At 60.7% G+C, this 26,791-nt stretch carries 30 protein-coding genes; 9 read left to right on the top strand and 21 right to left on the bottom strand.

Translation table 11 applies throughout. The annotated features are described in order from the left end of the window. Positions 1–27 precede the first annotated feature (27 nt). The 4 genes from ACYU70_RS18705 to ACYU70_RS18720 all read right to left on the bottom strand — a co-directional run bounded on the left by ACYU70_RS18705 (position 28) and on the right by ACYU70_RS18720 (position 3,247). Positions 28–579, bottom strand: a complete 552-nt coding sequence (locus tag ACYU70_RS18705) for a GNAT family N-acetyltransferase (protein WP_342297989.1) — start codon at positions 577–579, stop codon at positions 28–30. 108 nt (positions 580–687) lie between these two features. After that, on the bottom strand, positions 688–1,929 hold the full coding sequence (locus tag ACYU70_RS18710; RefSeq protein WP_342297991.1) for a TPM domain-containing protein: 1,242 nt from the start codon (positions 1,927–1,929) through the stop codon (positions 688–690). 73 nt (positions 1,930–2,002) lie between these two features. Continuing rightward, the gene (locus ACYU70_RS18715) at positions 2,003–2,626 is read right to left on the bottom strand and encodes a NanQ anomerase/TabA/YiaL family protein (protein WP_342297992.1); all 624 of its coding nucleotides are present in this window, start codon (positions 2,624–2,626) and stop codon (positions 2,003–2,005) included. Positions 2,627–2,695: 69 nt separating this feature from the next. Further along, complete coding sequence (locus tag ACYU70_RS18720; protein WP_342297993.1) at positions 2,696–3,247, bottom strand: GNAT family N-acetyltransferase; 552 nt, start codon at positions 3,245–3,247, stop codon at positions 2,696–2,698. 178 nt (positions 3,248–3,425) lie between these two features. On the opposite strand from ACYU70_RS18720, the gene ACYU70_RS18725 reads away from it, so the two are divergent. Together ACYU70_RS18725 and ACYU70_RS18730 are read left to right on the top strand one after the other, a co-directional pair. Further along, a complete protein-coding gene (locus tag ACYU70_RS18725; protein WP_342297994.1) occupies positions 3,426–5,486 on the top strand; it encodes an ExeM/NucH family extracellular endonuclease in 2,061 nt (686 codons plus the stop codon). 47 nt (positions 5,487–5,533) lie between these two features. Further along, the gene (locus tag ACYU70_RS18730; protein WP_342297996.1) at positions 5,534–5,962 is read left to right on the top strand and encodes a hypothetical protein; all 429 of its coding nucleotides are present in this window, start codon (positions 5,534–5,536) and stop codon (positions 5,960–5,962) included. 30 nt (positions 5,963–5,992) lie between these two features. Here ACYU70_RS18730 and ACYU70_RS18735 read toward each other — a convergent pair whose 3' ends face one another. From ACYU70_RS18735 to ACYU70_RS18745, 3 genes are all read right to left on the bottom strand, one after another. Continuing rightward, a complete protein-coding gene (locus tag ACYU70_RS18735) occupies positions 5,993–6,907 on the bottom strand; it encodes a bestrophin family protein (protein WP_342297998.1) in 915 nt (304 codons plus the stop codon). A gap of 106 nt (positions 6,908–7,013) precedes the next feature. Then, complete coding sequence (locus ACYU70_RS18740; RefSeq protein WP_342297999.1) at positions 7,014–7,397, bottom strand: DUF6799 domain-containing protein; 384 nt, start codon at positions 7,395–7,397, stop codon at positions 7,014–7,016. Between the two features lie 40 nt (positions 7,398–7,437). Next, positions 7,438–8,835, bottom strand: a complete 1,398-nt coding sequence (locus ACYU70_RS18745) for an FAD-binding oxidoreductase (RefSeq protein WP_342298001.1) — start codon at positions 8,833–8,835, stop codon at positions 7,438–7,440. A 226-nt stretch (positions 8,836–9,061) separates the two neighbouring features. Here ACYU70_RS18745 and ACYU70_RS18750 point away from each other — a divergent pair, with 226 nt between their 5' ends. Both ACYU70_RS18750 and ACYU70_RS18755 read left to right on the top strand, forming a co-directional pair. Then, positions 9,062–9,286: a DUF433 domain-containing protein gene (locus ACYU70_RS18750; RefSeq protein WP_342298003.1), complete on the top strand. Its 225-nt coding sequence runs from the start codon at positions 9,062–9,064 to the stop codon at positions 9,284–9,286. Further along, a complete protein-coding gene (locus tag ACYU70_RS18755; RefSeq protein ID WP_241936341.1) occupies positions 9,283–9,627 on the top strand; it encodes a DUF5615 family PIN-like protein in 345 nt (114 codons plus the stop codon). Before ACYU70_RS18750 ends, ACYU70_RS18755 begins: the two co-directional genes overlap by 4 nt. Positions 9,628–9,698: 71 nt before the next feature. Here ACYU70_RS18755 and ACYU70_RS18760 read toward each other — a convergent pair whose 3' ends face one another. The 7 genes from ACYU70_RS18760 to ACYU70_RS18790 all read right to left on the bottom strand — a co-directional run bounded on the left by ACYU70_RS18760 (position 9,699) and on the right by ACYU70_RS18790 (position 17,983). Next, positions 9,699–10,058 carry a hypothetical protein gene (locus ACYU70_RS18760; protein ID WP_342298005.1) on the bottom strand — a complete coding sequence of 120 codons (360 nt, stop codon included), beginning with the start codon at positions 10,056–10,058 and terminating at the stop codon, positions 9,699–9,701. A 146-nt stretch (positions 10,059–10,204) separates the two neighbouring features. After that, on the bottom strand, positions 10,205–10,657 hold the full coding sequence (locus tag ACYU70_RS18765) for a hypothetical protein (RefSeq protein WP_342298007.1): 453 nt from the start codon (positions 10,655–10,657) through the stop codon (positions 10,205–10,207). 136 nt (positions 10,658–10,793) lie between these two features. Beyond that, positions 10,794–11,501 (bottom strand): hypothetical protein, encoded by a 708-nt coding sequence (locus ACYU70_RS18770; RefSeq protein WP_342298009.1) that lies wholly within the window; start codon positions 11,499–11,501, stop codon positions 10,794–10,796. Between the two features lie 311 nt (positions 11,502–11,812). Then, the gene (locus ACYU70_RS18775; RefSeq protein WP_342298010.1) at positions 11,813–13,411 is read right to left on the bottom strand and encodes an RNA-directed DNA polymerase; all 1,599 of its coding nucleotides are present in this window, start codon (positions 13,409–13,411) and stop codon (positions 11,813–11,815) included. 95 nt (positions 13,412–13,506) lie between these two features. Further along, positions 13,507–15,888, bottom strand: a complete 2,382-nt coding sequence (locus ACYU70_RS18780) for a ribonucleoside-diphosphate reductase subunit alpha (protein WP_342298011.1) — start codon at positions 15,886–15,888, stop codon at positions 13,507–13,509. Positions 15,889–16,256: 368 nt separating this feature from the next. Continuing rightward, entirely contained in the window at positions 16,257–16,886 is a 630-nt protein-coding gene (locus ACYU70_RS18785; protein ID WP_342298012.1) for a YceI family protein, read from the bottom strand. A 137-nt stretch (positions 16,887–17,023) separates the two neighbouring features. Next, the gene (locus ACYU70_RS18790) at positions 17,024–17,983 is read right to left on the bottom strand and encodes a ribonucleoside-diphosphate reductase small subunit (RefSeq protein ID WP_342298013.1); all 960 of its coding nucleotides are present in this window, start codon (positions 17,981–17,983) and stop codon (positions 17,024–17,026) included. 16 nt (positions 17,984–17,999) lie between these two features. Between ACYU70_RS18790 and ACYU70_RS18795 the strand changes: the two genes are divergently transcribed. The 3 genes from ACYU70_RS18795 to rpmA all read left to right on the top strand — a co-directional run bounded on the left by ACYU70_RS18795 (position 18,000) and on the right by rpmA (position 19,154). Beyond that, on the top strand, positions 18,000–18,275 hold the full coding sequence (locus ACYU70_RS18795; protein ID WP_460616071.1) for a hypothetical protein: 276 nt from the start codon (positions 18,000–18,002) through the stop codon (positions 18,273–18,275). A gap of 216 nt (positions 18,276–18,491) precedes the next feature. After that, a complete protein-coding gene (rplU, locus tag ACYU70_RS18800) occupies positions 18,492–18,797 on the top strand; it encodes a 50S ribosomal protein L21 (protein ID WP_342298016.1) in 306 nt (101 codons plus the stop codon). A gap of 81 nt (positions 18,798–18,878) precedes the next feature. After that, positions 18,879–19,154 (top strand): 50S ribosomal protein L27, encoded by a 276-nt coding sequence (gene rpmA / locus ACYU70_RS18805; protein WP_168671389.1) that lies wholly within the window; start codon positions 18,879–18,881, stop codon positions 19,152–19,154. A 78-nt stretch (positions 19,155–19,232) separates the two neighbouring features. Here rpmA and ACYU70_RS18810 read toward each other — a convergent pair whose 3' ends face one another. The 5 genes from ACYU70_RS18810 to hemW all read right to left on the bottom strand — a co-directional run bounded on the left by ACYU70_RS18810 (position 19,233) and on the right by hemW (position 23,275). Next, a complete protein-coding gene (locus ACYU70_RS18810) occupies positions 19,233–19,940 on the bottom strand; it encodes a hypothetical protein (RefSeq protein ID WP_342298017.1) in 708 nt (235 codons plus the stop codon). 252 nt (positions 19,941–20,192) lie between these two features. Further along, positions 20,193–20,969: a cyclase family protein gene (locus ACYU70_RS18815; RefSeq protein ID WP_342298019.1), complete on the bottom strand. Its 777-nt coding sequence runs from the start codon at positions 20,967–20,969 to the stop codon at positions 20,193–20,195. A 42-nt stretch (positions 20,970–21,011) separates the two neighbouring features. After that, positions 21,012–21,692: an alpha/beta hydrolase gene (locus ACYU70_RS18820; protein ID WP_342298021.1), complete on the bottom strand. Its 681-nt coding sequence runs from the start codon at positions 21,690–21,692 to the stop codon at positions 21,012–21,014. Positions 21,693–21,698: 6 nt separating this feature from the next. Beyond that, positions 21,699–22,130: a hypothetical protein gene (locus ACYU70_RS18825; protein WP_342298022.1), complete on the bottom strand. Its 432-nt coding sequence runs from the start codon at positions 22,128–22,130 to the stop codon at positions 21,699–21,701. Then, positions 22,127–23,275: a radical SAM family heme chaperone HemW gene (hemW, locus tag ACYU70_RS18830; RefSeq protein ID WP_342298024.1), complete on the bottom strand. Its 1,149-nt coding sequence runs from the start codon at positions 23,273–23,275 to the stop codon at positions 22,127–22,129. Before hemW ends, ACYU70_RS18825 begins: the two co-directional genes overlap by 4 nt. Before the next feature lie 205 nt (positions 23,276–23,480). Between hemW and ACYU70_RS18835 the strand changes: the two genes are divergently transcribed. Both ACYU70_RS18835 and ACYU70_RS18840 read left to right on the top strand, forming a co-directional pair. Then, positions 23,481–25,343: a BamA/TamA family outer membrane protein gene (locus ACYU70_RS18835; RefSeq protein ID WP_342298025.1), complete on the top strand. Its 1,863-nt coding sequence runs from the start codon at positions 23,481–23,483 to the stop codon at positions 25,341–25,343. A gap of 216 nt (positions 25,344–25,559) precedes the next feature. After that, positions 25,560–25,946, top strand: coding sequence for an Hsp20/alpha crystallin family protein (locus ACYU70_RS18840; RefSeq protein WP_460616072.1), 387 nt, complete (start codon positions 25,560–25,562; stop codon positions 25,944–25,946). Between the two features lie 200 nt (positions 25,947–26,146). Here ACYU70_RS18840 and ACYU70_RS18845 read toward each other — a convergent pair whose 3' ends face one another. Beyond that, on the bottom strand, positions 26,147–26,470 hold the full coding sequence (locus ACYU70_RS18845; protein ID WP_342301511.1) for a hypothetical protein: 324 nt from the start codon (positions 26,468–26,470) through the stop codon (positions 26,147–26,149). A gap of 5 nt (positions 26,471–26,475) precedes the next feature. After that, entirely contained in the window at positions 26,476–26,751 is a 276-nt protein-coding gene (locus ACYU70_RS18850) for a VF530 family protein (RefSeq protein WP_342301513.1), read from the bottom strand. Positions 26,752–26,791 lie beyond the last annotated feature (40 nt).

Raw genomic sequence — 26,791 nt, forward strand, 5'->3', positions numbered from 1 at the left:
GAAGGGGAATAGATTTGACAGAAACACTTACGCCGCGCCAGGCCGCTCCAGCAGCACGATGGGCTGGTCGTGGTACGTGGCGCGGGCGTATTCGTGGTAGCCGAATTTAGCCGCCAGGCGCAGCGAAGGCTCGTTTTCAGGATGAATGATGCACACGGTACGCACCGGCCCGAAATGGCTTTCGCCCCAGGCCAGCACGGCTTCCACAGCTTCCGAGGCGTAGCCCCGGCCGTGGATAGCGGGGTCCATCACCCAGCCGATTTCCGGGGCGTCGCCCAGCGGCGGCTCGATAGCGCGCTTCAAATGCAGAAACCCGACGGCTCCTACAAAGCGGCCACTCTCCTTTTCCTCCACCGCCCAGAATCCGTAACCCGTTATCAGCCAGTGGCCGGCGCTGCGCAACACCAGCTTCCACACTTCTTCGGCGGGCATGGGCTCGGGGGTGAAGTAGCGGTGGTAGGCCAGCTGCCGGCTCATGGCAAACCAGGCATCGAAGTCATCGGCGCGGAAGCCGCGCAGGCGCAGGCGGCTGGTTTCCAGCACGGGCACTACCGAGGGGGGCGTGTGGGGTAAAGACATGGCGGCAACTTACGGCCGACCGGCCAGATTTGTGGCTTTCATAAAGCAAAAAGCTCCCGCACCAACCGGTACGGGAGCTTTTGAAATGCTCTGGAATACCGCGTTACACTACCACGAGCCGCTGTTATCATTGCCGCTGTCGAAGCCCCCGCCGCCGGTGTCGTTGGACGAAGTATCGTCGTAGGACGAGTTATTGTCGTCGGAGGAGAAGTAGTCCGATTTGTTATCGGCCGCCGTGTTGTCGTCGGAGAAATAATCGGGGGCCGAGTTGTCGGCTGTGCCGCCGTCGCGGTTGGAGAAGTAGTCGCTGGCAGCGCCCGTACCCGCCGCTCCGGCTGCGCCCGCGCCGGTGTTGAAATTGCTATTATTGTTACCGTAGTTTGATAGGTTCTGTCCCGACGTGTCGTGGCCCGAGGCCATGCGATTGCCGAGGTAAGCGCCGGCCGCCGCAGCCGCGCCGGTGGCCAGCATCCCGCCAATGCCGGGGCCGCTGCTCTGGTTCGGGGCCTGGCCGTAGTTGCCTGGATTCTGGCCGTAGCCGCCGACAGGGCCGTTCGGCCGGTTGGGCAGGAAATCGGGCGTGCCGTTCGAGTTATTAGCCGCCGCGCTCCGGCCCTTAAACATCCGGATTACAAACCACAGAATACCGCCGATAATTAGCGCGCCGATGAGAAGCGTACCCATGCCCAGCCCCGGCGAAGATGGCTCCGCCGCCGGCACCGGGTTCACCGGCTCGGAAGTGGTGGCGGGGTACTGGTTTTCCTGCGAGAGATTGGTGGAAGAATTGTCTGTAGCCATATTGCTACCCGCCACACCCGAGGCGGCAGCATCAGCCGTCTGGTCTTTTTTGGGAGCCGAGCTGGGGTTGGCCGTCACCATCAGCGTGTTCAGACCCGTGCGTAGACCGGCGAAATAGTTGCCCTGCTTGAAGCCGGGCGTCATCTCATTGATAACCCTAGCGGTGACTTCCGGCGTGATAACATTGGCCAAACCGTTGCCGGGCTGGATGGTGACTTTGTGCTCCTTAGCGCCTATCAGCACCACGATGCCGTTGTTTTTATCGCGCTGGCCCACACCCCAGGCGGTGCCGAGGGCGCGGCCATAGTCGGCCACGTCGCGGCCGCCCAGGGTGGGCACGGTCACTACCACTACCTGGGTGCCGGTGTTATCGGCATAGCGGCGCAGGCCGGCATCCAGCTTCTTGGCATCGGCCGGCTGCATGAGTTGGGCCTCGTCGTTCACGAATTTGAACGGTGTGGGCCGGGGCGGCATGGCATCGGTCTGGGCCAGCGCGGGTTGCGCCAGCCCAGCCGAGACAAATAGAAAGACGAAAAACAGGAGACGGGACATAGCTCAGCGGGTTGAAGTGAAGAAGGAACGTGCGTTTGCGGACCTTCTACGACTGTTGCCGCCAATTGGCTGCCTACGAGGCCACCCGGACTTTCAGCACCAGCTTTTTATCCTTCTCCACACCGTCGACTTTGATATTGGGCCGGTGCACATCCTGCGGGAAAAAGATGTAGATGGTGCCCGGCTTGGCTTCGTAGAGTTTGCCGTCGGCGCTGTAGTTGGCCACGTCACGGGCCTCGTCGTAGGGCTTGATTACGGTGGCTTTGGCTATGGGCACCACGCCGATTTTCTCGGCACCCTGCACCACGTACTGCATATCGATGTACTTGCGGTGCGACTCCCAGTTGGTTTTATCGTACTCTTTGGTGGGGTTTTCGGTCACGGCGGCCGTCACGTTTTCACCATCCACCGGGTACTTGCCGGGTGTGAGCTGGTCGAGGTTGGTATCGCGGAAGTAGGCAAAAGCCTTGTCCCAAACCGCCTTGTTGGCGTGGTACTGCTTCGCAAACTCGACCTTATCAATCGACTCCTGCACGTTCAATTTCAGGCCGTTGGCCCACTCGCGCTTTTTAAACCACTTTTCGGCTTTTTTCTTGGTCCAGGTTTCGGCGGCGGGCGCGGTTTGGGCGCGGGCACCGAAGCCCAGGGCAGCCACGCCCAGCATCAGCAGGGCAGTTTTCAGGAGGGGATTTTTCATTATTGATAAGGGGAGGAAGCGAAAATTGGGAGCGGAAAGATAACCGCCCACTGGCAGCTTCCGTGCCAGCTACGCCGCTTTAGCCACGGGCTCGATAGCGCGCTCGAAGCGCGGGCGGCCATCTGCACTGCTGACAGCGACCACGAAGCCGTTGCGCAGCAGCACCTGCTGAGCAGCGGCATTATCGGCGGGCGGGTGGGCGATGAGCTGGCGCACCAGGCCGGTATCGGCGGCTTGCTGCACCAGGCCGGCCACCAGCTCGGTGCCGAGGCCCTGGCCGCGCCAGTCGGCCGCGATGGAATAGGTGATTTCGGCCGTGCCATCGGCATCGGGCCGGCCCAGGAAGCCGCCCGCGCCCACCAGGGTGCGGGGCGCGGTATCGTCGGCTTTGCGCAGGGCGTACCAGGCGTACCAGCCGGCGGCGTCGCGCCCACCAGCGGTGAGTTCTTCCAGAAATTGTTCCTGGGCCGGGCGGTCATGCTGGGCGGGTGGCCAGTCGGCGGGCAGGGCCGCGCCGAGGAGCACGGGGAAATACTGGGGCTTGTGAAGCTCGGCGGTGAGCAGCGCGCGGCTGGCGGCGAGAATCTGGAGGTGCGGGGTCTGGGTGATGAGCGGAATCATAGGCTGCATTATACGGCGCGAATGGGCGGTGGGCGGCGTAGCGGCGGCACTTTTGCGGGTGGCCGGGTGCGCAGGCAACCGCAGCGGTACTTTATTCAGCCGAAATTGGAGAATTAGCGAAGTCCAACCCTTCCCGATATCTTTACCCCCCTCGCCCCTATTCTTTTCGCTCTACGCCATGACCTCCAAACTACTCCTCTACACGGCTATTCTGCTGGCAACCCGCACGGCTAGTGCTACTTCCATTGGCTCGATTCAGGGCACGGGCGCGGCGGCCAAGGCCGGCAATTACACCGTGGAGGGAATTGTGACGGGCATTTACGACAACCTGAAACCGGCCGGCTTCTATATTCAGGATGACAAAGCCACGGCCGATGGCAACCCGGCCACTTCCGATGCCATTTTCGTGATTCAGGCCGACCCCAACGTGAAGGTGGGCGACAAGGTGCGCGTGACCGGCATGGTGCGCGAGGACGATGCCGCCCCCTCCTTCGGCCAGGCCGTGATAACGGAGCCGGGCTTCGTCGTCATATCCTCGGGCAATGCGCTGCCGGATTTCGTGCGCATCGTCAACAGCGAGTTTGCGGCTGATAAGGCTGAGCGCTACGAAGGGATGCGGGTGCAGTTCACCGCGCCCCTCACCGTCACCGACAATTACTTCCTGAAGCAGCGCGGCGAGCTCACGGTTTCGGCCGAAGGCCTGACCTACCAGGCCACGCAGTTCATCGACCCCAACGACAACCCCGCCACCGGCACCAGCAGCAGCGGCACCAGCAACCTGGCCGCCGTGCTGGCCTATCAGGCCGCCAACGACAGCCGCAGCCTGGTGCTCGACGATGGCAGCTCGGCCACCAACCCCACGCCCACGCCCTACCTCGATGCCCGCTTCCGCACCGTGCGCGTGGGCAGCACGCTGAGCAACATCGGCGGTATTCTGGCCTATAGCTACGGGCGCTGGCGCCTGCAGCCGCTGGCCGGGGCCGATGCTCCTGTGATTAACGTGGTGCGGCCGCTCACGCCGCCCGCCTTCGGCCCGCTCGATTTGAAGCTGGCCAGCTTCAACGTGTTCAACTACTTCAATGGCGACGGCGCGGGCGGCGGCTTCCCCACCCCGCGCGGGGCCAAAACGGCGGCCGACTTCCAGCGCCAGCGCACCAAAATCATCCTGGCTTTGCAGCAGATGAACGCCGACATCATCGGCCTCACCGAGATTGAGAACGACGGCAACGGCTCCACGGCAGCCATTCAGGACTTGGTGGATGGCCTGAACAAGGCCGTGGGCGCGGGCACCTACATTTTCGTGAACGACGGCAACGCCGAGCGCCAGACCAACAACACCGACCTCATTCACTGTGCTATTCTTTACAAGCCGAGCGTGGTAGCGCCGCTGGGGCCGCCCATGGTGGCCACCGTGCAGGGCGTGTTTGAGCGGCCGCCGCTGGCGCAGGTGTTCATCACACGGCGTAAGGAGCGGCCCGATACGCTGGGCTTCATCGTGAACCACTTCAAGAGCAAGAGCAGCGGCAGCGGGCCCGATGCCGACCAGAACGACGGCCAGGGCGGCTCCAACGCCCGCCGCAAGGCCCAGGCCCGCGCGCTGGTCGAGTTCATCAACAAAACCGTGATGCCGGCCGGGGCCACGCGCATCGTGAGTGCCGGCGACTACAACGCCAACTACGAGGAAGACCCCATCGACATCATGCGGGCGGCCGGGCTGGTGCCGGCCACGCCACCCACCAGCGCGTCCTACGTGTTCAAGGGCCTCACCGGCTCGCTCGACCATGCCGTGGTGACGCCCAACCTGGTGGGTTTCGTGGACGTGCAGAAGTGGCACATCAACTCGGCCGAGCCGCCCGTGCTGGAGTACGACCAGGCCGGCGAAGCTACCGACATCACCACGCCCTTCCGCTGCTCCGACCACGACCCCGTGCTTATTGGGGTGAATTTCGCGGGCATTCGCAACGCGAATTCCAGCCGTACCAACCGCCTTTTCGTGTACCCCGGGCCGGCGGCCGGGCCGCAGGCGTTCAGTCTGGCCGATGTGCCGGCCAGCGCCGGCGCGCTCACCCTCGATTTTGCCATGCCCCAGGGCGGCATCCGGCTGCTCTCGCTGCACGGCACGCCGGCCATGCTGGGCAGCCAGCTCAACGGCTACACGGCCCACCTCGCGCCGGGGATCTACGTGGTGACGCTGCGCGGCCAGGGCTACCAGAAAACCCAGCGCGTGATGAAGGAATAGCGGCCCACGCGCCAACCTGGGCGCGAGCCGGCCGTACCTTTGTCGCAATGCCTACCGCTTTGCCCAGCCTGTATTTTGAAAATAGCGCGGGCGAAGTGCTGACGGACCCCGCCGGGTTTCTGCGCACCAACTGGAGCAGCCAAAAGCGCAACCCGGAAGCTACGCGGGCTATTTTCGAGAATATGCTGCGGGCGCTGCAACACCGCGGCTGGAGCCGCATCCTCGTCAATCAGCAGCGCATGATTCCCTTCACGCCCGAGGAGCAGCAGTGGATTGCCCACGACTGGCTGCCCCGGGCCGTGCAGGCCGGCTACCGCCACGGGGCCGTGGTGGTGTCGCCCAACGTGCTGGTGCGGTTGGCCACGGCCTTCGTCACCACCAGCATTCAGGGACTGCCGCTGATGTACCGCTCGTTCGATACCGATTTGGATGCCCGGCGCTGGCTGGAGCTACAGCCCGCCGCGCCACAGGGGTAGCTGGTTGGTGCGGCAGTTCTGCGGTTTGCTTTAGTCGAATACGTAGCGGTGCGGATGCACCGGCGCGGGCGGGGCAGGCTCACTCACCATTTCCAGCAATGTCGCTTCAATGGTGTGGCTCATGGTATTCAGGGCCAAATCATTGTCTTCGAGCCCGAACGGCTCTTCGATTTCGCGCATGATGGCATCCAGCGCCATAAACGTATAGCCCACGAAGGCCACGATGAGCGGCGTAATCCAGCCGGTACTATCCACCAGCCCAAACGGCAGCAGGAAGCAATACAGGTACACGGTGCGGTGCAGCAGTACGCTGTAGGTGTACGGAATGGGGGTGCCGGCCAGCCGCTCGCAGGCCCCAACGATGTCGGAAAGCTGGTTGAAATTGTGGTCGAATGCCAACTGCGTGGTGGTATCCAGCTGGCCGGCTTCCCTGCCCTGCTGCACCCAGCGGCTCATTTCCAATAGCAGCCACACGGGCTGGAAGGTGGCGGCCTGCGTGGCCTGGGCCAGCGGGCCGGGCAGCAGGCGGGCCAGGTCGGGGCCGGCATCGGTGCGCCGCAGCTGGTGCTTGAGGGCGTAGGTGAAGGCGATGAGCAGCCGCACGAACTCCCGCACGGCACCCAGGGGCTGGCCGCTCAGCGTGAGGGCCTGCCGGGCCAGCGAGCGGGTAGTGTTCAGCAGCGCGCCCCACTGCTTACGGGCTTCCCAGAAACGGTCGTAGCTGGCGTTGTTGTAGAATCCCAGAAAGATGGCCAGCGTGAAACCAAATAAGGAGAAGGGTGCGGCGCTCAGGGGCACTTTGTAGGCGGGCAGCTCTACCCGGGCGGCCAATACGGCTATCGACAACGCCAGCAGCACCGCCAGCCGCGGCAGTATCTGGGGTAGCACCGAGCCGTGCCAGGCAAAGAGCAGGCGAAACCAATTGTCTTTCTCACGAATAATCATGGCTGGCATACGGCGGATGCGGCCGCCGGGCTATTTCCCAAAACCAAACCAGCCGCCCCGGGTACCGGGGCGGCTGGGGTATGCCGCTACTTATTGCGCCAGGGCCCTACATTTTCATGGCGCTCGCCTTATGGCCGGGCTTCATTTTGCCGGGGTGCTTCATGTGGTCCATGGCCTTCATTTCGCCGTCCATCATCATGCACTGGCCTTCTTTCATGGTCATGGCAGTGCCGTCCTTCAGGGTGCAGGTGCCATCGGGCTTGCACACGGTGCCGTTGGCCATGGTCATGTCTTTGGTCATGGGCACCATCTTGCCGCCTTCCATCATCATCATCTTGCCGTCTTTCATCATGCAACATTCTTTGGCCATCTTGCCTTTGTGCATAGGTTTGGCGGCTACGGGCTTGGCGGCGGGGGTGGCCTGGGCCTGAGCCAGGGTACAGGTGCCGCTGAGCAGCAGCGCGGGCAGCCATTTCAATAGGGTTTTCATAGGAATGGGGTTTTGGTGAACGTGGTGAAAGATGAGTGGCTTACTGCCCATCCGGCTGGTAGCCGGCGGGCGGAATGTTCTGGTTCACCCGGAACAGGTTGTGCGGGTCGTAAGTGGTTTTAATGGCCACCAGCCGCTCGTAGTGCGGGCCGTAGGTGGCCTTCACGCGGTCGGCCCCTTCTTCCATCATGAAATTGACGTAAGCGCCCCCGGCCGAGAAACGGTGCATGGCCTCCCAATACTCTTTAGCCCAGCGCGTGATAACCGCCGCCCGGGCGGGTTCGGTTTCGGCCCCCAGAATGACCATCGACCAGGTGGCGTTGCGATAGGCCCAGGCGGTGGCATCGGGCGCTACGCGGGCCGCCGCCCCGTTGATGGGGTAGAGGTGCATGGTGGAAAGCGGGCTGGGCAGCATCTCGGCGAAGTGCAGGTGAATATCGATGGCCTCGTCGGGCAGCTCGTTGATGAAGTCGGCCTTCCAGTAATACTGAATATTGGGGGGCGTCAGGGCGTCGAACATGCTTTGCAGGGCCGGCACCGGCAGGTTGCCCAGCAGGTCGAGGGCCGGCGGCCAGGCCTTGCGGATGGGCGCGAAAACCTGCTCGGCCTTCTCCATCGGCCCGCTGTAGTTCCACACGATGCCGCACATCTTTTTGCCGTGCAGGTGCTCGGGGAAGGGCGGGCCGGGCGGCACCGTGAGGAAGGCAAAAAAGCCGTTCAGCTCATCAGGAGCGTCTTTTATGAAGGTGCGGTACCACTGCATCACGGGCTTGGCATCGCTCAGCTCCCAGAGCATGGGGCCGGCGTACACGGTGCTGATGGGGTGCGAGCGGAACAGGAACGAGGTGACGATTCCGAAGTTGCCGCCCCCGCCGCGCAGGGCCCAGAACAGGTCGGGGTGCTCCGTTTCGGAGGCTTTCACCATGCTGCCGTCGGCCAGCACCACGTCGGCCTCCAGTAGGTTGTCGATGGAGAGGCCGCAACGGCGCGTGAAGTGCCCCATGCCCCCGCCCAGCGTGATGCCGCCAACGCCGGTGGTCGAGATGATGCCACTCGGCACCAGCACCCCGAAGGCGTGCGTGACGTGGTCGAGGTCGCCGAGGTGGCAGCCGCCTTCCACCCGCACGGTTTTGTCCACGGGGTCGACGTGGATGCCGTTTAGCTGCGAGAGGTCGATAACCAGGCCATCGTTGCAGAGGCCGAGGCCGGCCCCGCTGTGGCCGCCGCCCCGCACCGCCACCAGCAGGTGGTGCTCGCGGGCGTAGTTCACGGCGGTTATCACGTCGGCATCGTCGGCGCAGTAGGCGATGGCGGCGGGCCGCTTATCAATCATGCCATTGTGCACCCGGCGGCTGGCGTCGTAGTCGGGGTGGTGGGGTTCGATGAGCCTGCCGCGCAGGTCCATGGTGATGGGGGAGGCGATTTCGTCGACGAGCATGACCGTAAGATGGTAAGGGCGCGGGGGCGCCGGGTGAAAGAATCGGGCCTGGGTAGCCGCCGCCCGCCCCGCAGCAAGCCATAACTGGGCTACCGATTGACAATATATAAAAATAACTATTAATTAATTTAAAATACCAGTTTTATATCGTTGCCCATCGCCCAAAACGCAAACCAGCCGCCCCCGAAGCGGAAGCGGCTGAGAGAAACGCTAGTATCTTCACCACATGGAATCCTTGCAGCATCGCATCACCACCAACCCGCGCCAGTGCGGCGGCCGGCCCTGCATTCGCGGCATGCGCATCCGCGTGGCCGACGTGCTCCAACTCTTCGCCGCCGGCCTCACCGCCGAGCAGATTCTGGCCGAAATGCCCGACCTCGAAGCCGCCGACCTGCAAGCCGCCCTACAATACGCCGCCCGCCAGCTGGACTACCCGCGCCTCGCCGCATGACCTTTTGGATTGACGCGCACCTCTCGCCGCTCATCGCGGCCTGGATAAAGTGGAAATTCCCCGTTGAGGCCGTCGCGCTCCGCACGCTGGGCCTGCGCGATGCCGAAGACGAAGAAATATTCCGGGCTGCCAAAGCCGCCGGGGCCGTCGTGCTCACCAAAGACGCCGACTTCCGGCAATTACTTGACCGTTTCGGGCCGCCGCCGCAGGTTATCTGGCTCACTTGTGGCAACACCTCCAACGAGCGGCTGCAAGAAGTGCTGCTGGCCACCCTGCCCGCCGCGATAGAGCTATTGGAAGCCGGGGAGCCCTTTGTGGAAATCGGCAACGTGCTGCCTTAGCCTCCCCCCCAAAACGCAAACCAGCCGCCCCCGGAACGGAAGCGGCTGGCTGATACCTGGCGGACTCGCTACTAGCGGCGGCGGGCGGGCACGGTTTCGTAGCGGGTGGTTTTCTTTTCTTCGGTGACCACGGTGGGGTGGTCGCCGGCACCTTTTTCTACGGCATCGGCTTGTTTTTCGAGGTCGTGGGCTTTGGCTTCGGCATCGGCCCGCACTTGTTTGGCATCGGCGCGGGCGCGCTCGGCGTCGGCTTTGGCCTGGGCTTCGATGGCGTCCTGGCGGGCGCTGTCGGCCTGGCGTTGTTTTTCTTGTTCCTGGCTGCAGCCGCCCAGGAGCAGGCCGGCGGCGAGGAGGTAAGTGAGGCGGTTGGTCATGGCAATGCGGCGCTTGTGGGGCGGCGTGAAGGTGAGAATAGTAGCGCGTGTACGCACTGGCCAGGCCAAATGTTGATTCGGCGATATACGGCCCGCTATTCAGCTTCCCCACCGGCTACCCGCCGGGCCACTGGCCAGCGTGAGCGGCCCGGTGGCCCCAGGTGCCTGCCAGGCCGTGCGCCGGACGCCGCGCCACGCGCGAGCTACGGCTTGAGCAGCTTTTGCTGCGCCATATTGCGCGTTACCCACCCGGCCAGCCGGTGGGTTCGTTCGTACTTGTTCACTATTTCCGCTTCGTTGCCTTTGGTGTAGCGAACGTAGCGGCTCAGCAAAGCCACTGTTCCGCCCAGGCCGGCCATGATGACCACCACCGGAAAGGGAGAGCTGGAGGGGTTATTGTCAATCTGGCTTACGGCATACAAGCCCACGGTTGCGACCGTGACCACCAGCGCTACCGGCGCGGCGGCCAGCGCCACCCCGCTGGATTTGCGCTTGGTTTGGAACAGCTCGTGCAGCGCCGCCACGGTATCGGCCCGGGTGAGCGCGGGCCGGCTCGCCGCCAGGGGCGCAGCCGGAACCTGCTGGGCAAAGGCCGACGAGCCCCATCCCAAACAGAACAAAACCAGCAGCCAGCAGATATTTTTCGGATTAGCCATGAGTGTGCAGAGAAAGCCCGAATATATCATCATAACATTATATATCAAGCAGAGATGCTAAACCCCGCCCCCCAACACCAAACCAGCCGCCCCCGAAACCGGGAGCGGCTGGCCGATGCGATACCTAACCCAACCCCTAATACACCTCCTTCTGGAAGCCGAAGGCCCGCAGCACGCCGCGCTGGGCATCCTCGTCGGGGTAATTGGCCTTGATGCTGCCCACCAGCGAGCCCAGGGCCACGCGCAGGGGCGCTTCGAGGGCGTTTTTCTGGCCCACGGCGGCCGAGGCCGCGCCGCGCATTTCGCCGCTGTCTTTGGCCAGTTGGGCGTACTCGGTGGCGATGGGCTGCCAGAAGGCAGGGCCGAATTTCTTCTTGTCGTACTTGTGGGCCGTGAGGGCGGCCACCAGCTTGCCCAGGGCCAGGGCGCGGGCGGTGCGGGCTGACGGCAGGCGGAAGTTCTTGCCCTCGCGGATGATGCCGAACTCGGCGTAGTAGCCCTCGCCGCCGTCCTCGTCGTGATCTTCGGCCAGGTAGCCTTTCACGAAGCCCAGGTTTTTGGTGATGAGCTTGTCGAGCGTTTTCAGGCGCTTCGACTGCGGGCTCAGGCCGTCGCCGGCCCCGTCGGCGGTGCTGAGGCTGGCGGCGTAGGCGGCAGCCTGTTTTTCAAATTCGGCCTTGCTCACGAAGAGCAGCGCGGGTAGCTCGGAGGCGAGCCAGGCTTTGGCGGCGGCGGTGCCCAGCGTGGCCAGGGCTAGCTGGCTGGTGGGCAGCCGTTCTTTCTTGTTGGGCTTGGCTGGGGTAGCGGGAGTAGCAGCCGAAGCGCCGGGTGTGGTGGGCGACATGGAAATGGGGTTAAAAGGGTTGAAAATGAAAGGGATTCTGCCGCCAATGTATTTCAATTCCCGCCCATTTCCAACCCGCCGCCCGCCCCACTGCTCAAACGGCTGCCCGAATGCCTCGTGGGACCGCCCCAACGCCTAGTCGGGTGCCCGTTTGCCTCGCGGGGCCGCCCCAATGGCCAGTCGGGCAGCCGAATGCCTCGTGGGGCCGCCCCAACGCTCAGTCGGGCGCCCGACTGGCCGTTGGGGCGGCCCCACGGCCCCCAACACCAAACCAGCCGCTCCCGGGGCGGGGGCGGCTGGGGAAGCTGGAGCTACTTTCTCCTAGTCTTCATTTTTAACCTGTTTTCAGTGTCACTGACGTAAGAAATAGCCGATTTATTGTGGTAGGACACATTTTCCAACCTCTTAAATACTGTATTCCTGCGTCCCTTTTCATGCTTTACTAAGCAACAAATCAATTCAGCCTGTTCCAATTCAGTAGCTGTTTTGCACAACTCTTCTAGCCTCTCAAAATCAGATATGTCGCCATGATTTCCAATGAACTTTCTAGCTACGGATTTCAGATAGCGAGGGGACTGAGGATTAAATGCAATAGCTCTGATTCTGCATACCACATCCCAAGGCAGAATCACATTTTCCCGGTTGTTTAGCCACGTTATCAGTTGATAATTCTGATAACAATAAACCGTTTCCTCCGAGCAGAAATAAGACCCTATGATTGAATTGGCCCTCGGGTAATCTATACTATCAAGGTAGGCTAGCACATTGCCTGTCTCCTCTGGATGTTCAGAGAGCATATACACACAGTGGTCAGCTGCAAAATCATCTTTCGCTTCTCCTAAACGCTTAAGAAGAAAGTGGTAAATGGTCTTGTTGTATACTTTAGGGTCAGCTAGTATATGTTGACTAAAAGCTTCTTTGATAATATCAATCGGGGTCGCTTTTAAATGAACCGGCTTAATTATGACAGGCGGGTCTTCTTCTACCATTACCCGATTGTAGTCGTCAGGCATTAGGACTACTGGCTTTAAAATAACAGGTTTCTTTTGCTTAGCCCGTTCGGTCACATCAGCAATGATATTGTCAATGTGTTCAAAACTATACTTGGCTTCCTCCGCGTCTAATATCTCCGTTTTACCCGAGTGCAAAATCAGGCCTTTTTTACGCATTGCTGATGCTAAAAAGACAATAGCCCTCTTTGCATCTTGGTAGCTAGAGCAGAAAATTCTTATATCATCTACATATCTAGCATGCTTATACCCTTCATTGTAAAGCAGTTTATCTAGAGAATCTAAGTAGAGTTTCGCAAGAAGGTCCGATGGCACACATCCTTGGGGCAAGCCTTTGCCTGGTATCATCGCCCACGTATCAAGACAGGTTCGTAAGAGCTTTATGTAGTCCTCATCAACACCTGTACTTCTAACATCTGACAATAAAACTGCGTGGTCGATATTTTCAAAAAAGCCTGATATATCAGTTACCACTACATACTTGTATTCCTTGATTAGGGATAGGCTCTTAGTCCGAAAGTTTGACCAGCCGGGATAATAACTCAATATCCAGTCACCTTCCGCCCTATTCATGATATTGGAACAGTCTATTTTGTACCGAGCCCAATCAACTCTATCATGAATGGCATCAAACATCCCGCCCATTATCCCATAATAGACCAATAGGTCATCAGTCGAGAGTAGCGTACCAGGACGAACGAGGTGCTTGCCTTTAGGCACATCACATATCTCAGGAGTAGTTGGGTTGTAAACGTTTTGAACTAGCTTCAAGTGCATTGTAGCTAACCAGTCTTGTAGCTTATTCTCAATAAGCCCAACCTCAAAAGGAGGCACGACAAACCCTCTGTCTTTTATCTCACTTCTCAGCCTTTTCCAAGCTAACGCTAGGTTTAGAAACATGGGTAATATGTTGAATCTCGAGGTGTGGAAAGGACACAAAAAAGGGAAGGGTTATTTTCCAACAACCCTTCCCTTTTTAACTACTTGACTTTAAACTACGACCCGCAGGCCTCGCAGCCCTCCGGGTTATCCAGCGAGCAGCTCATGTCGCTTTGGTTCTGCTCGACCAAGGCCATAGGCTCCAGGGTTTCGGCGGCTTGCTTTTCCACCGTGAACTTGATGGCGTCGGCGGCGGCTTTGGTGCGCAGGTAGTACATGCCGGTTTTCAGGCCGCGCTTCCAGGCGTGGAAGTGCATGCTGGTGAGCTTGCCGAAGTTCACGTTTTGCACGTGCAGGTTCAGGCTCTGGCTCTGGCAGATGTAGGCCCCGCGGTCGGCGGCCTGGTCGATGATGCGGCGCTGCGAAATCTCCCACACCGTCTTGTACAGGTCCTTGATGTGCTGCGGAATGCGGGCAATGCCCTGCACCGAGCCGTTGGCGGCGATGATTTCCTGCTTCATCTGGTCGTTCCAGAGGCCCAGGGCCACCAGGTCCTTCAGCAAGTGCTTGTTCACCACCATAAACTCGCCGCTGAGCACGCGGCGCACGTAAATGTTGCTCGTGTAGGGCTCAAACGACTCGTTGTTGCCCAGAATCTGGGCGGTGCTGGCCGTGGGCATGGGCGCCACCAGCAGCGAGTTGCGGGCCCCGTGCTTCACCACCTCGGCGCGCAGGCTCTCCCAGTCCCAGCGGCCCGAGTCGGGCGTCACGCCCCAGAGGTCGAACTGGAACTTGCCCTGGCTCAGGGGCGAGCCGGGGAAGGTTTCGTAGTGCCCGTCCTTGATGGCGAGGTCCTTCGAAGCCGTCATGGCCGCGAAGTAGATGGTTTCGAAGATGTCCTTGTTCAGGCCCGACGCTTCGTCGCTCTCGAAGGGCATACGCAGGGCAATGAACGTATCGGCCAGGCCCTGCACGCCCAGCCCGATGGGCCGGTGGCGGAAGTTCGACTTCTGCGTTTCGGGCACCGGGTAGTAGTTCACGTCAATCACCTTGTTCAGGTTCAGCGTGGCCTGGTAGGTCACCTCGTACAGCTTGGCGTGGTCGAAGGTGGTGTTGCCCTTGGCGTCCGTCACCAGGTAGCGGGGCAGCGCCAGCGAGGCCAGGTTGCACACCGCAATTTCGTCCTTGTCGGTGTACTCAATAATCTCGGTGCACAGGTTGCTCGACTTAATCGTGCCCAGGTTTTGCTGGTTCGATTTGCCGTTGGCCGCGTCCTTAAACAGCATGTAGGGCGTGCCCGTCTCCGTCTGGCTTTCCAGAATGGCAAACCACAGCTCCTGCGCCTTGATGGTCTTGCGGCCCCGGCCTTCGCGCTCGTACTTCATGTACAGCTTCTCGAATTCCGGCCCCCAGCTCGTGTCGAGGCCGGGGCATTCGTGGGGGCACATCAGGGTCCAGTCGCCGTTTTCCTCCACGCGCTTCATGAACAAGTCGGGCGTCCAAAGGGCGTAAAACAAGTCGCGGGCGCGCATTTCCTCCTTGCCGTGGTTCTTCTTCAGGTCCAGGAATTCGAAAATGTCGGCGTGCCAGGGCTCCAGGTAAATGGCGAACGCGCCCTTGCGCTTTCCGCCGCCCTGGTCCACGTAGCGAGCCGTGTCGTTGAACACCTTCAGCATGGGCACCAGCCCGTTCGAGTTGCCATTGGTCCCCTTGATGTAAGAGCCCGTGGCCCGCACGTTGCTCACCGAAAGCCCGATGCCGCCGGCCGACTGCGAAATCAGCGCGCAGTTCTTCAGCGTATCATAAATGCCGTCGATGGAGTCGTCCTTCATCGTCAGCAGGAAGCAGCTCGACATCTGCGGCTTCGGCGTGCCGGCGTTGAACAGCGTCGGCGTAGCGTGCGTAAACCACCGCTCGCTCAGCAGATTGTAAGTCTTGATAACCGAGTCAATGTCCTCCTTGTGGATGCCCACCGACACGCGCATCAGCATGTGCTGGGGCCGCTCCACCACCTTGCCCTCCAGGCGTAGCAGGTACGAGCGCTCCAGCGTCTTAAAGCCGAAGAAGTCGTAGTTGTAGTCCCGGTCATAAATAATGGCCGAGTCCAGCGTGTGGGCATTCTTATGAATCACCTCCCACACATCGGTGGCGATGAGCGAGGCGTTGTCGCCATTCTTCGGGTCCTCATAAGTGTAGAGGCGCTTCATGGTCGACGAGAAGGACTTCGACGTCACCTTGTGCAGGTTGCTCACGGCAATGCGGGCCGCCAGAATGGCGTAGTCCGGGTGCTTGGTGGTGAGCGAGGCAGCGGTTTCGGCGGCGAGGTTATCGAGCTCCACGGTGGTCACGCCGTCGTAGATGCCGTCAATCACCTTCTTAGCCACCTCAATCGGCGACACGAAATCCATGTGCAAGCCGTAGCACAGTTTCTCAATCCGCGCCGTGACTTTGTCAAACTTCACGGATTCGCGGCGACCGTCGCGTTTAATTACTAGCATACCAGTGGTGTTTGGTTGTGGGTTTTTGCTTATATAAGAATGTCGCCGGCGCGGCACAGGGCCGGCGGCAAGTCGTTCATTCAGTTGTGGAAAGGGCAAAGAGAACGGCGGCAGTTGGTAGAGCCGTTTAGTTATTCAATCCCGGAAATTACCGCTTGGTTTTGGGGAGGGCAAGGAAAAAATGGGGAAGTTTTCCACAAAGGGCCCAAACGGGACGCCAGGCCATTTTTTCAAAAAACCTCCACATTGTAGCAGCCATATCCAGCTATTGATTCACCTTTCAACGGCGTTTGCATCGGGGTTGCTACCCACAAAAAAACCCGCCGCTGCAATCGCAGGGCGGGCTTTCCTTTCAAGCTAACACCAGGTCATTTGGCGATACTCGCCGTGCCCGTCGGCCCCGGCTGGCAGGTCAGTATCACACTGATATCAATGGATTTGGCGATATTATTCCGTACCAACGCCGGGATTTTAATCTTGTAGTCGGCCGGGGCCACGCTGAATTTGGACGTCACCACCAAGTCGTTGCCGCGCAGCTGCAAGGTGCCCGGCACCCGCACCTTCCGCTTCACATTGTGAATGGTGAGCTGGCCCTGCACGTACACCGGCTGCGGGCCGCTGCGGAGCGTCGCCTCGTCGGGCCGGGTCACCAGCGTGCCGGTGAAGCGCGCCCGCGGATACTTCTCACTCTCGGCGTAGTTCTCGTTGAAATGCTCCTGCATCAGCGAGTTCTTAAACTGAAAGTCCTTCATCAGCATCGAAAATGCCAGCTGCCCCGTGTTCAAATCGAAGATGGCCGCCACTCGTGAGTTCAGCGCCTCAATATCCTCCAGCGGCGCAGTGGAGAAGAAGGTAGTTTGCCCGTTGGCCGTGGTGTAGCGCTGGAGCATGGCCGCCGTGGGCGCGGTCGCGGCCGCAGGAGCGGGATTGGCCGGCGCTTGGGCATAGGCACCGGGCATCACCGCACTCAGCAGTAGTAGCAGTAAAGCGTATTTCATGCAATGAAAGGAATGATAGGTGGAGGACTAAAACTAAACACAGAAGGCCCCGCGCGGCGCGCGGAGCCTTCTGGTCAGCAACTCGCAGAATGTTCTCACCGGGTTGCCTGTCAGTCCGCTTTTCTTGTTGCCGAGGCCTAGAAGTCCTCGTCGAGCGAGAACACATTGTCGTTGCGCTCGCTCATCACGCCGGCCTTCTGGTACTCGGCCACGCGCTTCTCGAAGAAGTTTGTTTTGCCCTGCACCGAAATCATTTCCATGAAATCGAAGGGGTTGGTGGCGTTATAAATCTTGCCGCAGCCCAGCGACACCAGCAGGCGGTCGGCCACAAACTCGATGTATTGCGCCATCGTCTTGGCGTTCATGCCAATCAGACTCACGGGCAATGCATCCGTCACAAACTCCTGCTCAATGCGCACCGCATCGGCAATGATGGCCTGCACCCGCGCCTCGGGCAGCTTGTTCTGCAAGTAGCTGTAGAGCAGGCAGGCGAAGTCGCAATGCAGTCCTTCATCACGCGAAATCAATTCGTTCGAGAACGTGAGGCCGGGCATCAGGCCACGCTTCTTCAGCCAGAAGATGGAGCAGAACGAACCAGAGAAGAAAATGCCTTCCACCGCCGCGAAGGCAATGAGGCGCTCGGCGAAGTTCTCCGAGTTAATCCACTTCAGGGCCCACTCGCCTTTCTTCTGCACAGCGGGAACCGTTTCGAGGGCGTTGAAGAGGTAATCCTTTTCCTTAGGGTCTTTGATGTAAGTATCAATCAGCAGCGAATAGGTCTCACTGTGAATGTTTTCCATCATAATCTGGAAGCCGTAGAAGCAGCGCGCCTCGGGCATCTGCACCTCCTGCATGAAGTTCACGGCCAGGTTCTCGTTCACGATGCCATCGGAAGCGGCGAAGAAGGCCAGCACGTGCTTGATGAAGTGGCGCTCGTTGTCGTTCAGGTTGTTCCAGTCTTTCTGGTCCTGGCTCAGGTCGATTTCCTCGGCCGTCCAGAACGAGGCCTGCGACTTCTTGTAGTACTGCCACACCTCATCGTTCTGGATGGGAAATAGCACGAAGCGGTTGGGGTTTTCGGCGAGGAGCGGTTCCATAATATCTCGGGGCTTGATGGCGGTTTTCGGCGTGGAAGACGGCAGGCTAACCCCCACGTTCGGGCAGATGTTTGGCCCAAACGTCAGAAACGCGGCCGGCCTTCCAACACCAAATATAGGCCCGCCCGGCAGGCCGATTGCCCACCCGATTAGCTTTTTTATTCGCTCTTTTTTAGCTAAGTCCACATTTTTTTCAGGCCAGTTGCAGGAGTTTTTGCCGGGTTTCTTAGCTGAGCTTAGAATTGAAATCCCCTTCAAAATCAGCCCTTTTGCCCCCACTTATCCACATTAGCCCTGTGGATAAACCCACTTGTCCCCAAACCGACTGTTTTTTGGTCTGATTCGCTCCGTTTTTTAATCTGGGCTTAATCTGCGCTTCATCCACGGCAGGGCGCTTTTGGGGCGGCCGATGCCGGGCAGCCAATGATGATTAAGAACTTAGGGTTTGGATTTCCCAAATCAAAGTCGTACTTTTGCCTTCCCATTTCAGAAAAACCCGCGAAAGCTGATGTACGCAATTGTTAACATAGCTGGCCAGCAGACCAAGGTTGAGGCCAACAAATTCGTTTACGCTCACAAACTGGCCGGCAACGTTGGCGACGTAGTAACGCTGGGCAACGCCCTGCTGACCGACGACAACGGCACCATCACCGTCGGTGCGCCCGAGTTGAAAGTAGCCGTAACCGGCACCATCATCGCCCACGTAAAAGGCGACAAAGTTCTGGTCTTCAAGAAGAAGCGCCGCAAAGGCTACCAGAAAATGAACGGCCACCGTCAGTCGTTCACCAAAGTAATGATTAACAGCATCGGTTAGTCTGAGCTTTTGGCTCGCTACCTGATTCAATCTTAACCCAGCCGCTACCGGTTCATTGCCAGTAGCTTAAGCTTAAATACCATGGCTCACAAGAAAGGTGTCGGCTCGTCCAACAACGGCCGCGAATCGCATTCCAAACGTCTCGGCGTAAAAATCTTCGGTGGCCAGGCCCTCGTTGCCGGCAACATCATCGTGCGTCAGCGCGGTACTGCTCACCACCCCGGTGCCAATGTTGGCATGGGCAAAGACCACACGCTGTTCGCGTTGGTTGACGGCGAGGTTCAGTTCCGCAAGGGCCGCAAAGACCGTTCGTTCGTGACGGTTATCCCCCGCGAAGTAGTTTCGGTTCCGGCTTAATTGCCCACCGATTGTAAGTTAAAAGGGCTGTTCTAACCGGGCAGCCCTTTTGGCGTTGTGGCTTTGCTGCCAGTGGGTTCAGGGCTGGCTGGCTTTGGCCGCGTGGTGCTGGTTGGCGAAGTAAACCCGCAGGTTTACCTGCGCGGCTACGTCCCAGGGCGGGCGGGTGCCAGCCTCGGCTGAGTAAGCCGGAGGCGCTTCGATGCCGAGGCCGGCATTGAGGTCGTAAAGCAGGCGGTGGCTGGGGCCACGGTGCTGCGTGCCACATAGCGCAAACAGGGCGGGCGTGACGCGGCCCACACTCAGGCCCCGGCCCCGCCGCCCGCGCCGGCTGCTGAGCTGCGCGAGTTCGGCGCTGGCTTCCAAGGCTACGTAGTTGCCCCAGGGCTCGGGGCTGGCTTGGGCCTCGGCAGGTTGGTTGAAGTAGTAACGAGCTCCCAGACTTACGCTGGTGCCGGGCGTGGGCAGCAGCGGCGAGCCGCGCCGGCCACGCGGGGCCCGGCCGGCCGAGATATCGGCTTCGGCCTGCGCGTAGGCGCTGAGCCGGGGACGCAGGCGGTATTCGAGGCCGAATGAGATGGGCAACAGCAGCTGCCAGCTGCGGGCATCGGGCAGGTAGAAGAGGTGGGTGAGGCGCAGGCCGCTCTTCAGCAGCAGCCGGGGGCTGGGCGCTGAAGCTGGCGGGGCGGCGGTGGGCGCTGTTTGGGCCCGCGCAGGAGCGGCCAGCGCGGGCAGCAACCCGATACCCAACGCAAAAACGCGCAACCGATGAGCTAGCAATGGCATTGGAAAGAAGGAAGCAAAGCGGTTGAAAACCTGAGCCCGGCTTAAGTCAGCAATGCGCTAACTCGCAGCATTCAAGCAATATCGGGCTTATCTAGCAGTCATTGCAACCGGGGCTGGGTGAGCGCTGGCCCACGCCCAGCCTAACGCCCAAAATACCGGTTGAGATTGAATTGGGTGAGGGGATGAAGTGGCAATTCACCGGACGGATTTAGCCAAAGTCACTCTGGTTGCAGCAGTAGCGGCAGCGACAAGTCAGGCCGCTGGCAAACTCAACCGGTAGAGCACGGGCTTGCTGGGGCTGGCATCGAGCTCCAGACTGGTGATTTGGATGTTGAGCAGGAAGAGGCCGTCTTCGATTTCATCGGGCACGAAGATGAGCTCGGTGATGGTGGCTTCGCGGCGCGGCTGGGCGGAGTATTGCCAGAAGGCGTGGTGGGCTAGGAGCTGACCGGCATCCTCTTCGCGGTCGACGCTGGGCAGGTCGAGCAGCAGGTGCTGGATGTTGTATTCGACCAGCCACTCAGCCAAGGCGGGCTCGATGTAGGTGGGGTTGGTGCCGGAGTAGTGGCGGTGGCGTTTGGCGGCTTCGTTGGGTAGAGTGCGCAGGACGAGGGCTTCGGGGAGGGCGCGGTTGGGCTGCTGTTGCAGCGCGGCCTGCACGTCGGCCAGCATTACGACCAGGTCGCCGTTGGGCTGGGGACGCGGGGCCACGCTCACCAGCCGGGCCACGAACAGGAAGCGGCGCAGGCACTGGTTGAGCGTAATGGCCGGGTCGGGCGAGATGTGGCCGTAGCACTCGGTGTGCGTGCCGTTGCCGTGGGGCGTGACGTGGATGCGCTGGTAGTTGGTGCTGCCGCCCAGCGCCACGCTGCCCACAAAGCTGCCCACCCGAATGGTATCGAACTGCACGGGCTCGGCCCAGAAGCAGTTCACCTGGTCCTCGCCGGGAGCCAGCGGCAGGGAGATATCGAGCGGGGCGGCGGGGTTGTAGGTGTAGGTGCGGCCGGCGAAGGGATAGGTGGGAAGCACTTAGCGGATAGTTTAAGGGTGGGCAGGTACCGATGACGCAGCTTACGCAACGGCGGAAAGGGCTGCAGTTTCAGCCGCAAGTTGGTTCAGAATCCGACTGATTGCGGCGGCCTGACTGATGATGATAAGGTGGCCGCCGGGCAAAATGTACTGGCTGTGCGCGGTTCTGGTGGGTAGCAGCCGGTCCTCGGTGCCGTGGATGCGGATGGCAGCTGGCGAGGTGCGGCCCGGCCATTGCAGGAGCCGCGCAATAGCCCAGCGTGTGAAACCCGGGTCGGTATCCTGCAGAATCTGGCGGAGCAGCTGGTAATCACGTCCGGTTTTCACGCCGAAAAACCAACCGGCCACCCGCGGTAGCCGAGGCAACAGCTGTGGCGGCACCAAGTGATATAAGCCCGTGATTCGGGCCAGCTTCCCAATCCAAGGTAGTTCTGATGGCCCCACAAAGCTGGAAATGAGCACTACCCGCGCCAAAGGGCGCAGCTGCGCCACTTCCAGCGCCAAAACGCCGCCGAAGGAAACGCCCAACAGCCAGCACGCCTGTTCCGGTGGAATTGCCGCCGCGAGGCGAGCCGCGTAGTGCGGCAAGTCTTCGGCTGAGTTTTGCGGCAAAAGCCAGTGTAAGACGTGGACTTCGCCCCGCAGGCGCAGAAACTGAAATACCCGCTCATCGGCACCGAGGCCGGGAATAAGGTAAAAGATGGGCGGCGAAGCGGCCATCATGCCACCTTACATATCGAGGCGCACGAATACGCCTTCGAGGTAGAAGATGTTGTGGGGCTGCGGGTCATCGGGGTCGTCGCCTTCCAGCTCGCCGTCTTCGGTAGCGGGGTAGGTAACAGACAGTTTCAGGGCCACGCTGGGCAGGGGCACGGGCGGGCGGTCGTCGGCGTTGAATTCGAGCAGGGCGGGCCAGTCGGCGGCGGCCAGGGCATCGGCTACTTCTTCCTGGAGGGCTTCGGCGCGGGTATGAGCCAGGCTGAGGAGGGTATCAAGCGCCTTGAAGGGCAGCGCGAGGTGGAAGAAATGGGTGTCGTTATCGAAAAACGTGGTAGCCCACACGGTCACGTCATCGGTGTTATCGAAGACAATGGCCACGACGTAAATCTGCTCCACGAAGAAGTCGGCGTCGTCGGCAATGCTGTCGCTCAGTAGTTTCATTCGGCTACGGCAGGGGTTTGGAACAGCTCCAGCGTGATGTGGTCGGCCAGGAGCTTGCCCGCGTCGGTCAAGGTAAGGACTTCGTTTTGGATAGTGGCCCAGCCGTTGGCTTGCAACTCGGCGAGGTAGGCGGCGCGGGTGCTGGGCAGGTCGAGGCCGTGGTGGGTGCGCAGGTGGGCCAGGTCGCAGCCCCGGGCGGTGCGTAGGGTGGTGAGCAGGTACTCGTTGGCGCGGTCGGTGGCGGTGAGTTCGTCCACGGTCACGGGCACATCACCACGCTCCAGCACGGCGGCCACGTATTGTGGGTTGTTGGCGAGGGTGAACTGGCGGTTCCGGCCGTCGTAGCTGTGGGCGCTGGGGCCAAGGCCGAGGTAGGGCACCCCGCGCCAGTAGTTGGCGTTGTGGCGGCTCTCGCGGCCGGGCTGGCAGAAGTTACTGATTTCGTACTGCGTGTAGCCGTGGGCGCGCATGGCGGCCAGCAGCATCTCAAACTGCGTGGCCACGAACTCATCGGGTGCGGGCCGGAAGGTGCCTTTTTGCAGGCGGTGGCCGAAGGCTGTGCCCGGCTCGATGGTGAGCGCATAGGCCGAAACGTGGGGCACGCCCAACGCGAAAGCATTAGCCAAATCAGCTTCCCAGATGTGGTGGCCGGGCGCGGGCACGCCGTAAATCAGGTCAATGGAGATGTTCTCGAAGCCCGCGTCCTGGGCGCGGCGCACGGCGGTGGTTGATTCTTCGGCGGTGTGGGCGCGGTTCATCATCCGCAAATGCGGCTCGTAGAAGCTTTGCAGGCCGATGCTGAGGCGGTTGATGCCGGCGGACTTTAGCTCGTGCAGCTTGGCGGCACTGAGGTCGTCGGGGTTGGCTTCAAGGGTTATTTCGGCCTGCGGCGATACTGCGAAATGGCGGTGAATGGCGGCGAAAATCTGGTTTAATTCGTCCGCCGTGAGTAGCGATGGGGTGCCGCCGCCGAAGTAAATGGTTTCTAAAGCAGTGCCCGCGCCGAGGTAGTCGCGCCGCAGCTCAATTTCCCGCACGATGGCATCGACCAAGCGGCTTTTCAGCCCCAGCGAGGTGCTGAAATGGAAGTCACAATAGTGGCAGGCCTGCTTGCAGAAAGGAATGTGGAGGTAAAGGCCGGCCATGATTGTGCAGATTCGAGGAGCAAATTGCCCCGCCACAAAGGTACCGCTTCCCAGATGCCGCCGACCAAGGAGTTCAATACCCTTGTCAGGAATGTGCGTGTCAGAAAATAATTTCTGACACGCACATTCCTGACAGCCCACCAGGCACCGGCCGGGAGTTTTACCTTCGGGAAATTAAACACCGTCCTCTGCGTTATCCCCCCGAATGACTATGTTTCTACTGCGCTTTTGGGGAATGCTGCTGTTCGGCTGGCTGGCCACGCCGTGGCTGGCCGCCGCCCAAACGCCCGGCCTCGACCCCAATGTGCCCAACCAGCCCGGCCTAGCCACCCCTACCCTGCCGCCTCGTGCCACGCCGGCTTCGGCGGCGGCCACGCGCCGGGTACTAGCCCACCCGCGCCTGCTGGTGCTCGAAACTGAAGCCGCCGACCGGCCCGTGCTGCGCCGCTACAAGGTGCGCGCCAGCGTGCCCGATTCCCTAAGCGCGTTGCGCGAGGTGCGCGAGCTGGTGTTGGGCCTGCAAGGGGATTCCTACCTAACCGCCTCGGCCGATGAGCTGCACTGGAGCCGCGACACTGTGCGGGTGCGCCTGTACGTGGGCGAGCAGTTCCGCTGGGCCTACCTGCGCAACGGCAACCTCGGCGACGGCCTGCTGACCCGCGCCGGCTACCGCGAAAAGTTCTTCCGGGGCACGCCCTTCGTGCCCGAAGACTGGGTGAAGCTCCAGGAGCGCATCCTCACCGAAGCCGAAAACCAGGGCTTCCCCTTCGCCTCCGTCGGCCTCGATTCCGTGCATCTCAGCGGGCACGACATCGCGGGCCGCGTGGTGCTTAAGCGGGGCCGCGTGGTGGTGTTCGACTCGCTCCAGATTGTGGGCAACAGCAAGACCAAGAAGCGCTTCCTGACTAAGTACCTTCAGATTTTTCCGGGCCAGCCCTTCAGCCAGCAGCGCGTGGCCGCCGCCGCCCAGCTATTGCGCCAGCTGCCCTACGTGAAGCTGCGGGCCGAGCCCGAAGTACGCTTCGCCCTGGGCCGGGCGCGGGTGTACCTGCTGCTCGACGACCGGCCGAGCAACCAGTTCGACGCCATCGTGGGCATTCTGCCGAACTCGAACGCCAATCAAACCGGCGTGCAATTCACCGGCGACGTCACCATCAACCTGCGCAACATCAAGGGCGGCGGCAAGCAGCTGGGCCTGCAATGGCGCAAAACCGACGCCATCTCGCAGCTGCTCGATGCCCAATACGTGCACCCCAACTTCTTCGGCACGCCGCTGGAAGTGGCCGGCACCTTCAACCTTTACAAGCAAACCAACGCCTTCCTCACGTTGCGGCCGCGCCTTCAGGTGACCTACCCCACGGCGCGGGCCGGCCGCGTCAGCTTTTTCACCGAGCAGCGCAACTCGTTTCTGCTCGACACCACGCTGCGGCAAAAAACCGTGCTGCCCGATACCATTGATTCCCAGTACAATTCCTACGGTATCGGCTACGCCTGGAATAGTCTTGATGACTTATTTTTCCCGCACCGCGGCTACCTCGTGAATGCCCAGGGCGCGGTAGGCACCAAGAAAATCATCAAAAACGGCGAGCTGAAGCCCGAGCTCTACGACGGCATTCCGCTCAATTCCACCCAATACTCCTTCGGACTGCGCGCCGAGCGCTACTTCCCGGTGAAGCGGGCGGGCGTATTGCTGCTGCGCCTGCGCGGCGAGGGCCTGCTCAATCCGCGCCTGTTTGTCAACGACTTGTTCCGGCTGGGCGGTCTGAATTCCTTGCGTGGCTTCAACGAAAACCAGTTCTACACCAGCTCCTACGCCGTGGCTACGGCCGAGTTTCGGCAGTTCATCGGGCCCGATTCCTACGCATTTCTATTCACCGACCAGGCCTACCTGCGCCACGACATCGAAAACGACCGGTTCAGCGACCAGCCCACCGGCGTGGGCGCGGGGCTGAGCTTCCGCACGGCAGCGGGCTTGTTTCAGTTCGTGTACTCGGTAGGGCGGGCCAATAATCAGGCTTTCGAGTTGAAATCCTCCAAAATCCACTTCGGGTTGACCAGTCGGTTTTAGTAGGGTGGAAAACGAGTCAACAGGGGGCAATTGCGCCATTTCGTCCGGAATTTTTGGCCAAAATACCGGGTCCCGGTCATCCTGGCCGAAATCAGGAAATCTTCATAAAAACGGCCGTCAATATGGCTGATATTCAGCGCAGATAAGCCGTGATTCAGATTGGTACATCGTTTGTAATTACCCGTCCGAAGCCGCCTCTATTTGCGGCTCCCTGCCATGAAACTTATCAGCTCGAAATTCATCCATAGCATTGCCCCTCAGCTCGACCTGCTCAACACCATCGGTGGGGGCGTGGCCCAGCCACAGCTTCGCATCGACCGCCACCCGAAAGGCGTGATTGTGCGCGTGGCCATGCCCACCGTGTCGGCCAACAGCTTCCGCGTGGTGCTGAACCAGCAGAAACTGACCGTATTCAGCGACTACCGCCACGAACCCGACGACCAACTGGCCGCCCCGCTCTTCGTCCAAACCCTCGACCTGCCCACCAATCTGGATGTGGCCCGCATCGATGCCATTCACGAAGGCCAGGAGCTGCGCGTGCGCATCCCCTTCCTGAACCCCAACGACCATCAACGCGAAATCGACATCAAGCGCAACGAGTAGAGTTAATCCGTGGTGAGAGCCGATGGCCGTTTACCTGCCGACGGCTCCGCTGCCGCTCCTCGCCACCGCTTTTTATAACGCCGGGACCGACCGGCACCGCAGTCCTATTTATATAGCCGGGACCGACCGGCCACTTTCCGAGTCTTTTGGGTTTTTACTCTTGAGCCACCGCCCGCAGCGGTGGTTTTGTTTTTTCGGGCCTACCCGAACAGCGGGATAATCAGCACGAAGCTCATCACCACGGCGAGGTAAAACCAGCCCATCATCTGGCCCCGGTAGCGGCGCGGCAGACGGTTGCTGAGCACCAGCATGGCCGCGATAACCAGCGTGAGGTGCGCCACAAAAAACACCATCGTCTTCACCCAATTGCTCACGATGGTGTTTTCGGGCTGGTTCTGGTTGCTTTCGCCCAGGCCCGAAGTCAGGTATTGCAGGCCATAAAAGGCCACGATTTCAAAGGCGATGAACAGCCCCAGACCCGCCAGCAGCGCCGGCCTGGACGATTTTTCGGAGACGTCGGCCATGATGCTTACGGGCGAGGGCGGCCCTGCACTTCCGCGCTACGGGCCTTAATGTAAAGCTCCTCGACCTTGGTGCGGGCCCAGGGCGTGCGGCGCAAAAACGTGAGGCTGGACTTGATGCTCGGGTTGTCGGCGAAGCAGTTCATGCGCAGGCGCGCATCGAGCTCGGGCCAGCCGTAGGCGGCCACGAGGTACTCCAGAATCTGCACCAGCTTTATGCCGTGCAGCTCGCTGATGAGGTGGCCGGTTTCGTCGCGGGCATCGGCGGCGCGGAGGAAAGACATAGGCGAATTTGGTGGGCTGAAAGCGCAAAGTTCGCGAAAA

This window comes from Hymenobacter segetis (genome assembly GCF_054776495.1).

Coding starts and splice junctions, on each gene's coding strand:
- rplU (WP_342298016.1), top strand. CDS start 18,492: ATGTACGCAATTGTTAACATAGCTGGCCAGCAGACCAAGGTTGAGGCC.
- ACYU70_RS18850 (WP_342301513.1), bottom strand. CDS start 26,751: ATGTCTTTCCTCCGCGCCGCCGATGCCCGCGACGAAACCGGCCACCTC.
- ACYU70_RS18755 (WP_241936341.1), top strand. CDS start 9,283: ATGACCTTTTGGATTGACGCGCACCTCTCGCCGCTCATCGCGGCCTGG.
- ACYU70_RS18845 (WP_342301511.1), bottom strand. CDS start 26,470: ATGGCCGACGTCTCCGAAAAATCGTCCAGGCCGGCGCTGCTGGCGGGT.
- ACYU70_RS18710 (WP_342297991.1), bottom strand. CDS start 1,929: ATGTCCCGTCTCCTGTTTTTCGTCTTTCTATTTGTCTCGGCTGGGCTG.
- ACYU70_RS18745 (WP_342298001.1), bottom strand. CDS start 8,835: ATGCTCGTCGACGAAATCGCCTCCCCCATCACCATGGACCTGCGCGGC.
- ACYU70_RS18775 (WP_342298010.1), bottom strand. CDS start 13,411: ATGTTTCTAAACCTAGCGTTAGCTTGGAAAAGGCTGAGAAGTGAGATA.
- hemW (WP_342298024.1), bottom strand. CDS start 23,275: ATGGCCGGCCTTTACCTCCACATTCCTTTCTGCAAGCAGGCCTGCCAC.
- ACYU70_RS18795 (WP_460616071.1), top strand. CDS start 18,000: ATGGCGGTTTTCGGCGTGGAAGACGGCAGGCTAACCCCCACGTTCGGG.
- ACYU70_RS18725 (WP_342297994.1), top strand. CDS start 3,426: ATGACCTCCAAACTACTCCTCTACACGGCTATTCTGCTGGCAACCCGC.
- ACYU70_RS18735 (WP_342297998.1), bottom strand. CDS start 6,907: ATGATTATTCGTGAGAAAGACAATTGGTTTCGCCTGCTCTTTGCCTGG.
- ACYU70_RS18720 (WP_342297993.1), bottom strand. CDS start 3,247: ATGATTCCGCTCATCACCCAGACCCCGCACCTCCAGATTCTCGCCGCC.
- ACYU70_RS18750 (WP_342298003.1), top strand. CDS start 9,062: ATGGAATCCTTGCAGCATCGCATCACCACCAACCCGCGCCAGTGCGGC.
- ACYU70_RS18705 (WP_342297989.1), bottom strand. CDS start 579: ATGTCTTTACCCCACACGCCCCCCTCGGTAGTGCCCGTGCTGGAAACC.
- ACYU70_RS18810 (WP_342298017.1), bottom strand. CDS start 19,940: ATGCCATTGCTAGCTCATCGGTTGCGCGTTTTTGCGTTGGGTATCGGG.
- ACYU70_RS18825 (WP_342298022.1), bottom strand. CDS start 22,130: ATGAAACTACTGAGCGACAGCATTGCCGACGACGCCGACTTCTTCGTG.
- ACYU70_RS18780 (WP_342298011.1), bottom strand. CDS start 15,888: ATGCTAGTAATTAAACGCGACGGTCGCCGCGAATCCGTGAAGTTTGAC.
- rpmA (WP_168671389.1), top strand. CDS start 18,879: ATGGCTCACAAGAAAGGTGTCGGCTCGTCCAACAACGGCCGCGAATCG.
- ACYU70_RS18730 (WP_342297996.1), top strand. CDS start 5,534: ATGCCTACCGCTTTGCCCAGCCTGTATTTTGAAAATAGCGCGGGCGAA.
- ACYU70_RS18820 (WP_342298021.1), bottom strand. CDS start 21,692: ATGATGGCCGCTTCGCCGCCCATCTTTTACCTTATTCCCGGCCTCGGT.
- ACYU70_RS18715 (WP_342297992.1), bottom strand. CDS start 2,626: ATGAAAAATCCCCTCCTGAAAACTGCCCTGCTGATGCTGGGCGTGGCT.
- ACYU70_RS18840 (WP_460616072.1), top strand. CDS start 25,560: ATGAAACTTATCAGCTCGAAATTCATCCATAGCATTGCCCCTCAGCTC.
- ACYU70_RS18835 (WP_342298025.1), top strand. CDS start 23,481: ATGACTATGTTTCTACTGCGCTTTTGGGGAATGCTGCTGTTCGGCTGG.
- ACYU70_RS18740 (WP_342297999.1), bottom strand. CDS start 7,397: ATGAAAACCCTATTGAAATGGCTGCCCGCGCTGCTGCTCAGCGGCACC.
- ACYU70_RS18790 (WP_342298013.1), bottom strand. CDS start 17,983: ATGGAACCGCTCCTCGCCGAAAACCCCAACCGCTTCGTGCTATTTCCC.
- ACYU70_RS18770 (WP_342298009.1), bottom strand. CDS start 11,501: ATGTCGCCCACCACACCCGGCGCTTCGGCTGCTACTCCCGCTACCCCA.
- ACYU70_RS18765 (WP_342298007.1), bottom strand. CDS start 10,657: ATGGCTAATCCGAAAAATATCTGCTGGCTGCTGGTTTTGTTCTGTTTG.
- ACYU70_RS18785 (WP_342298012.1), bottom strand. CDS start 16,886: ATGAAATACGCTTTACTGCTACTACTGCTGAGTGCGGTGATGCCCGGT.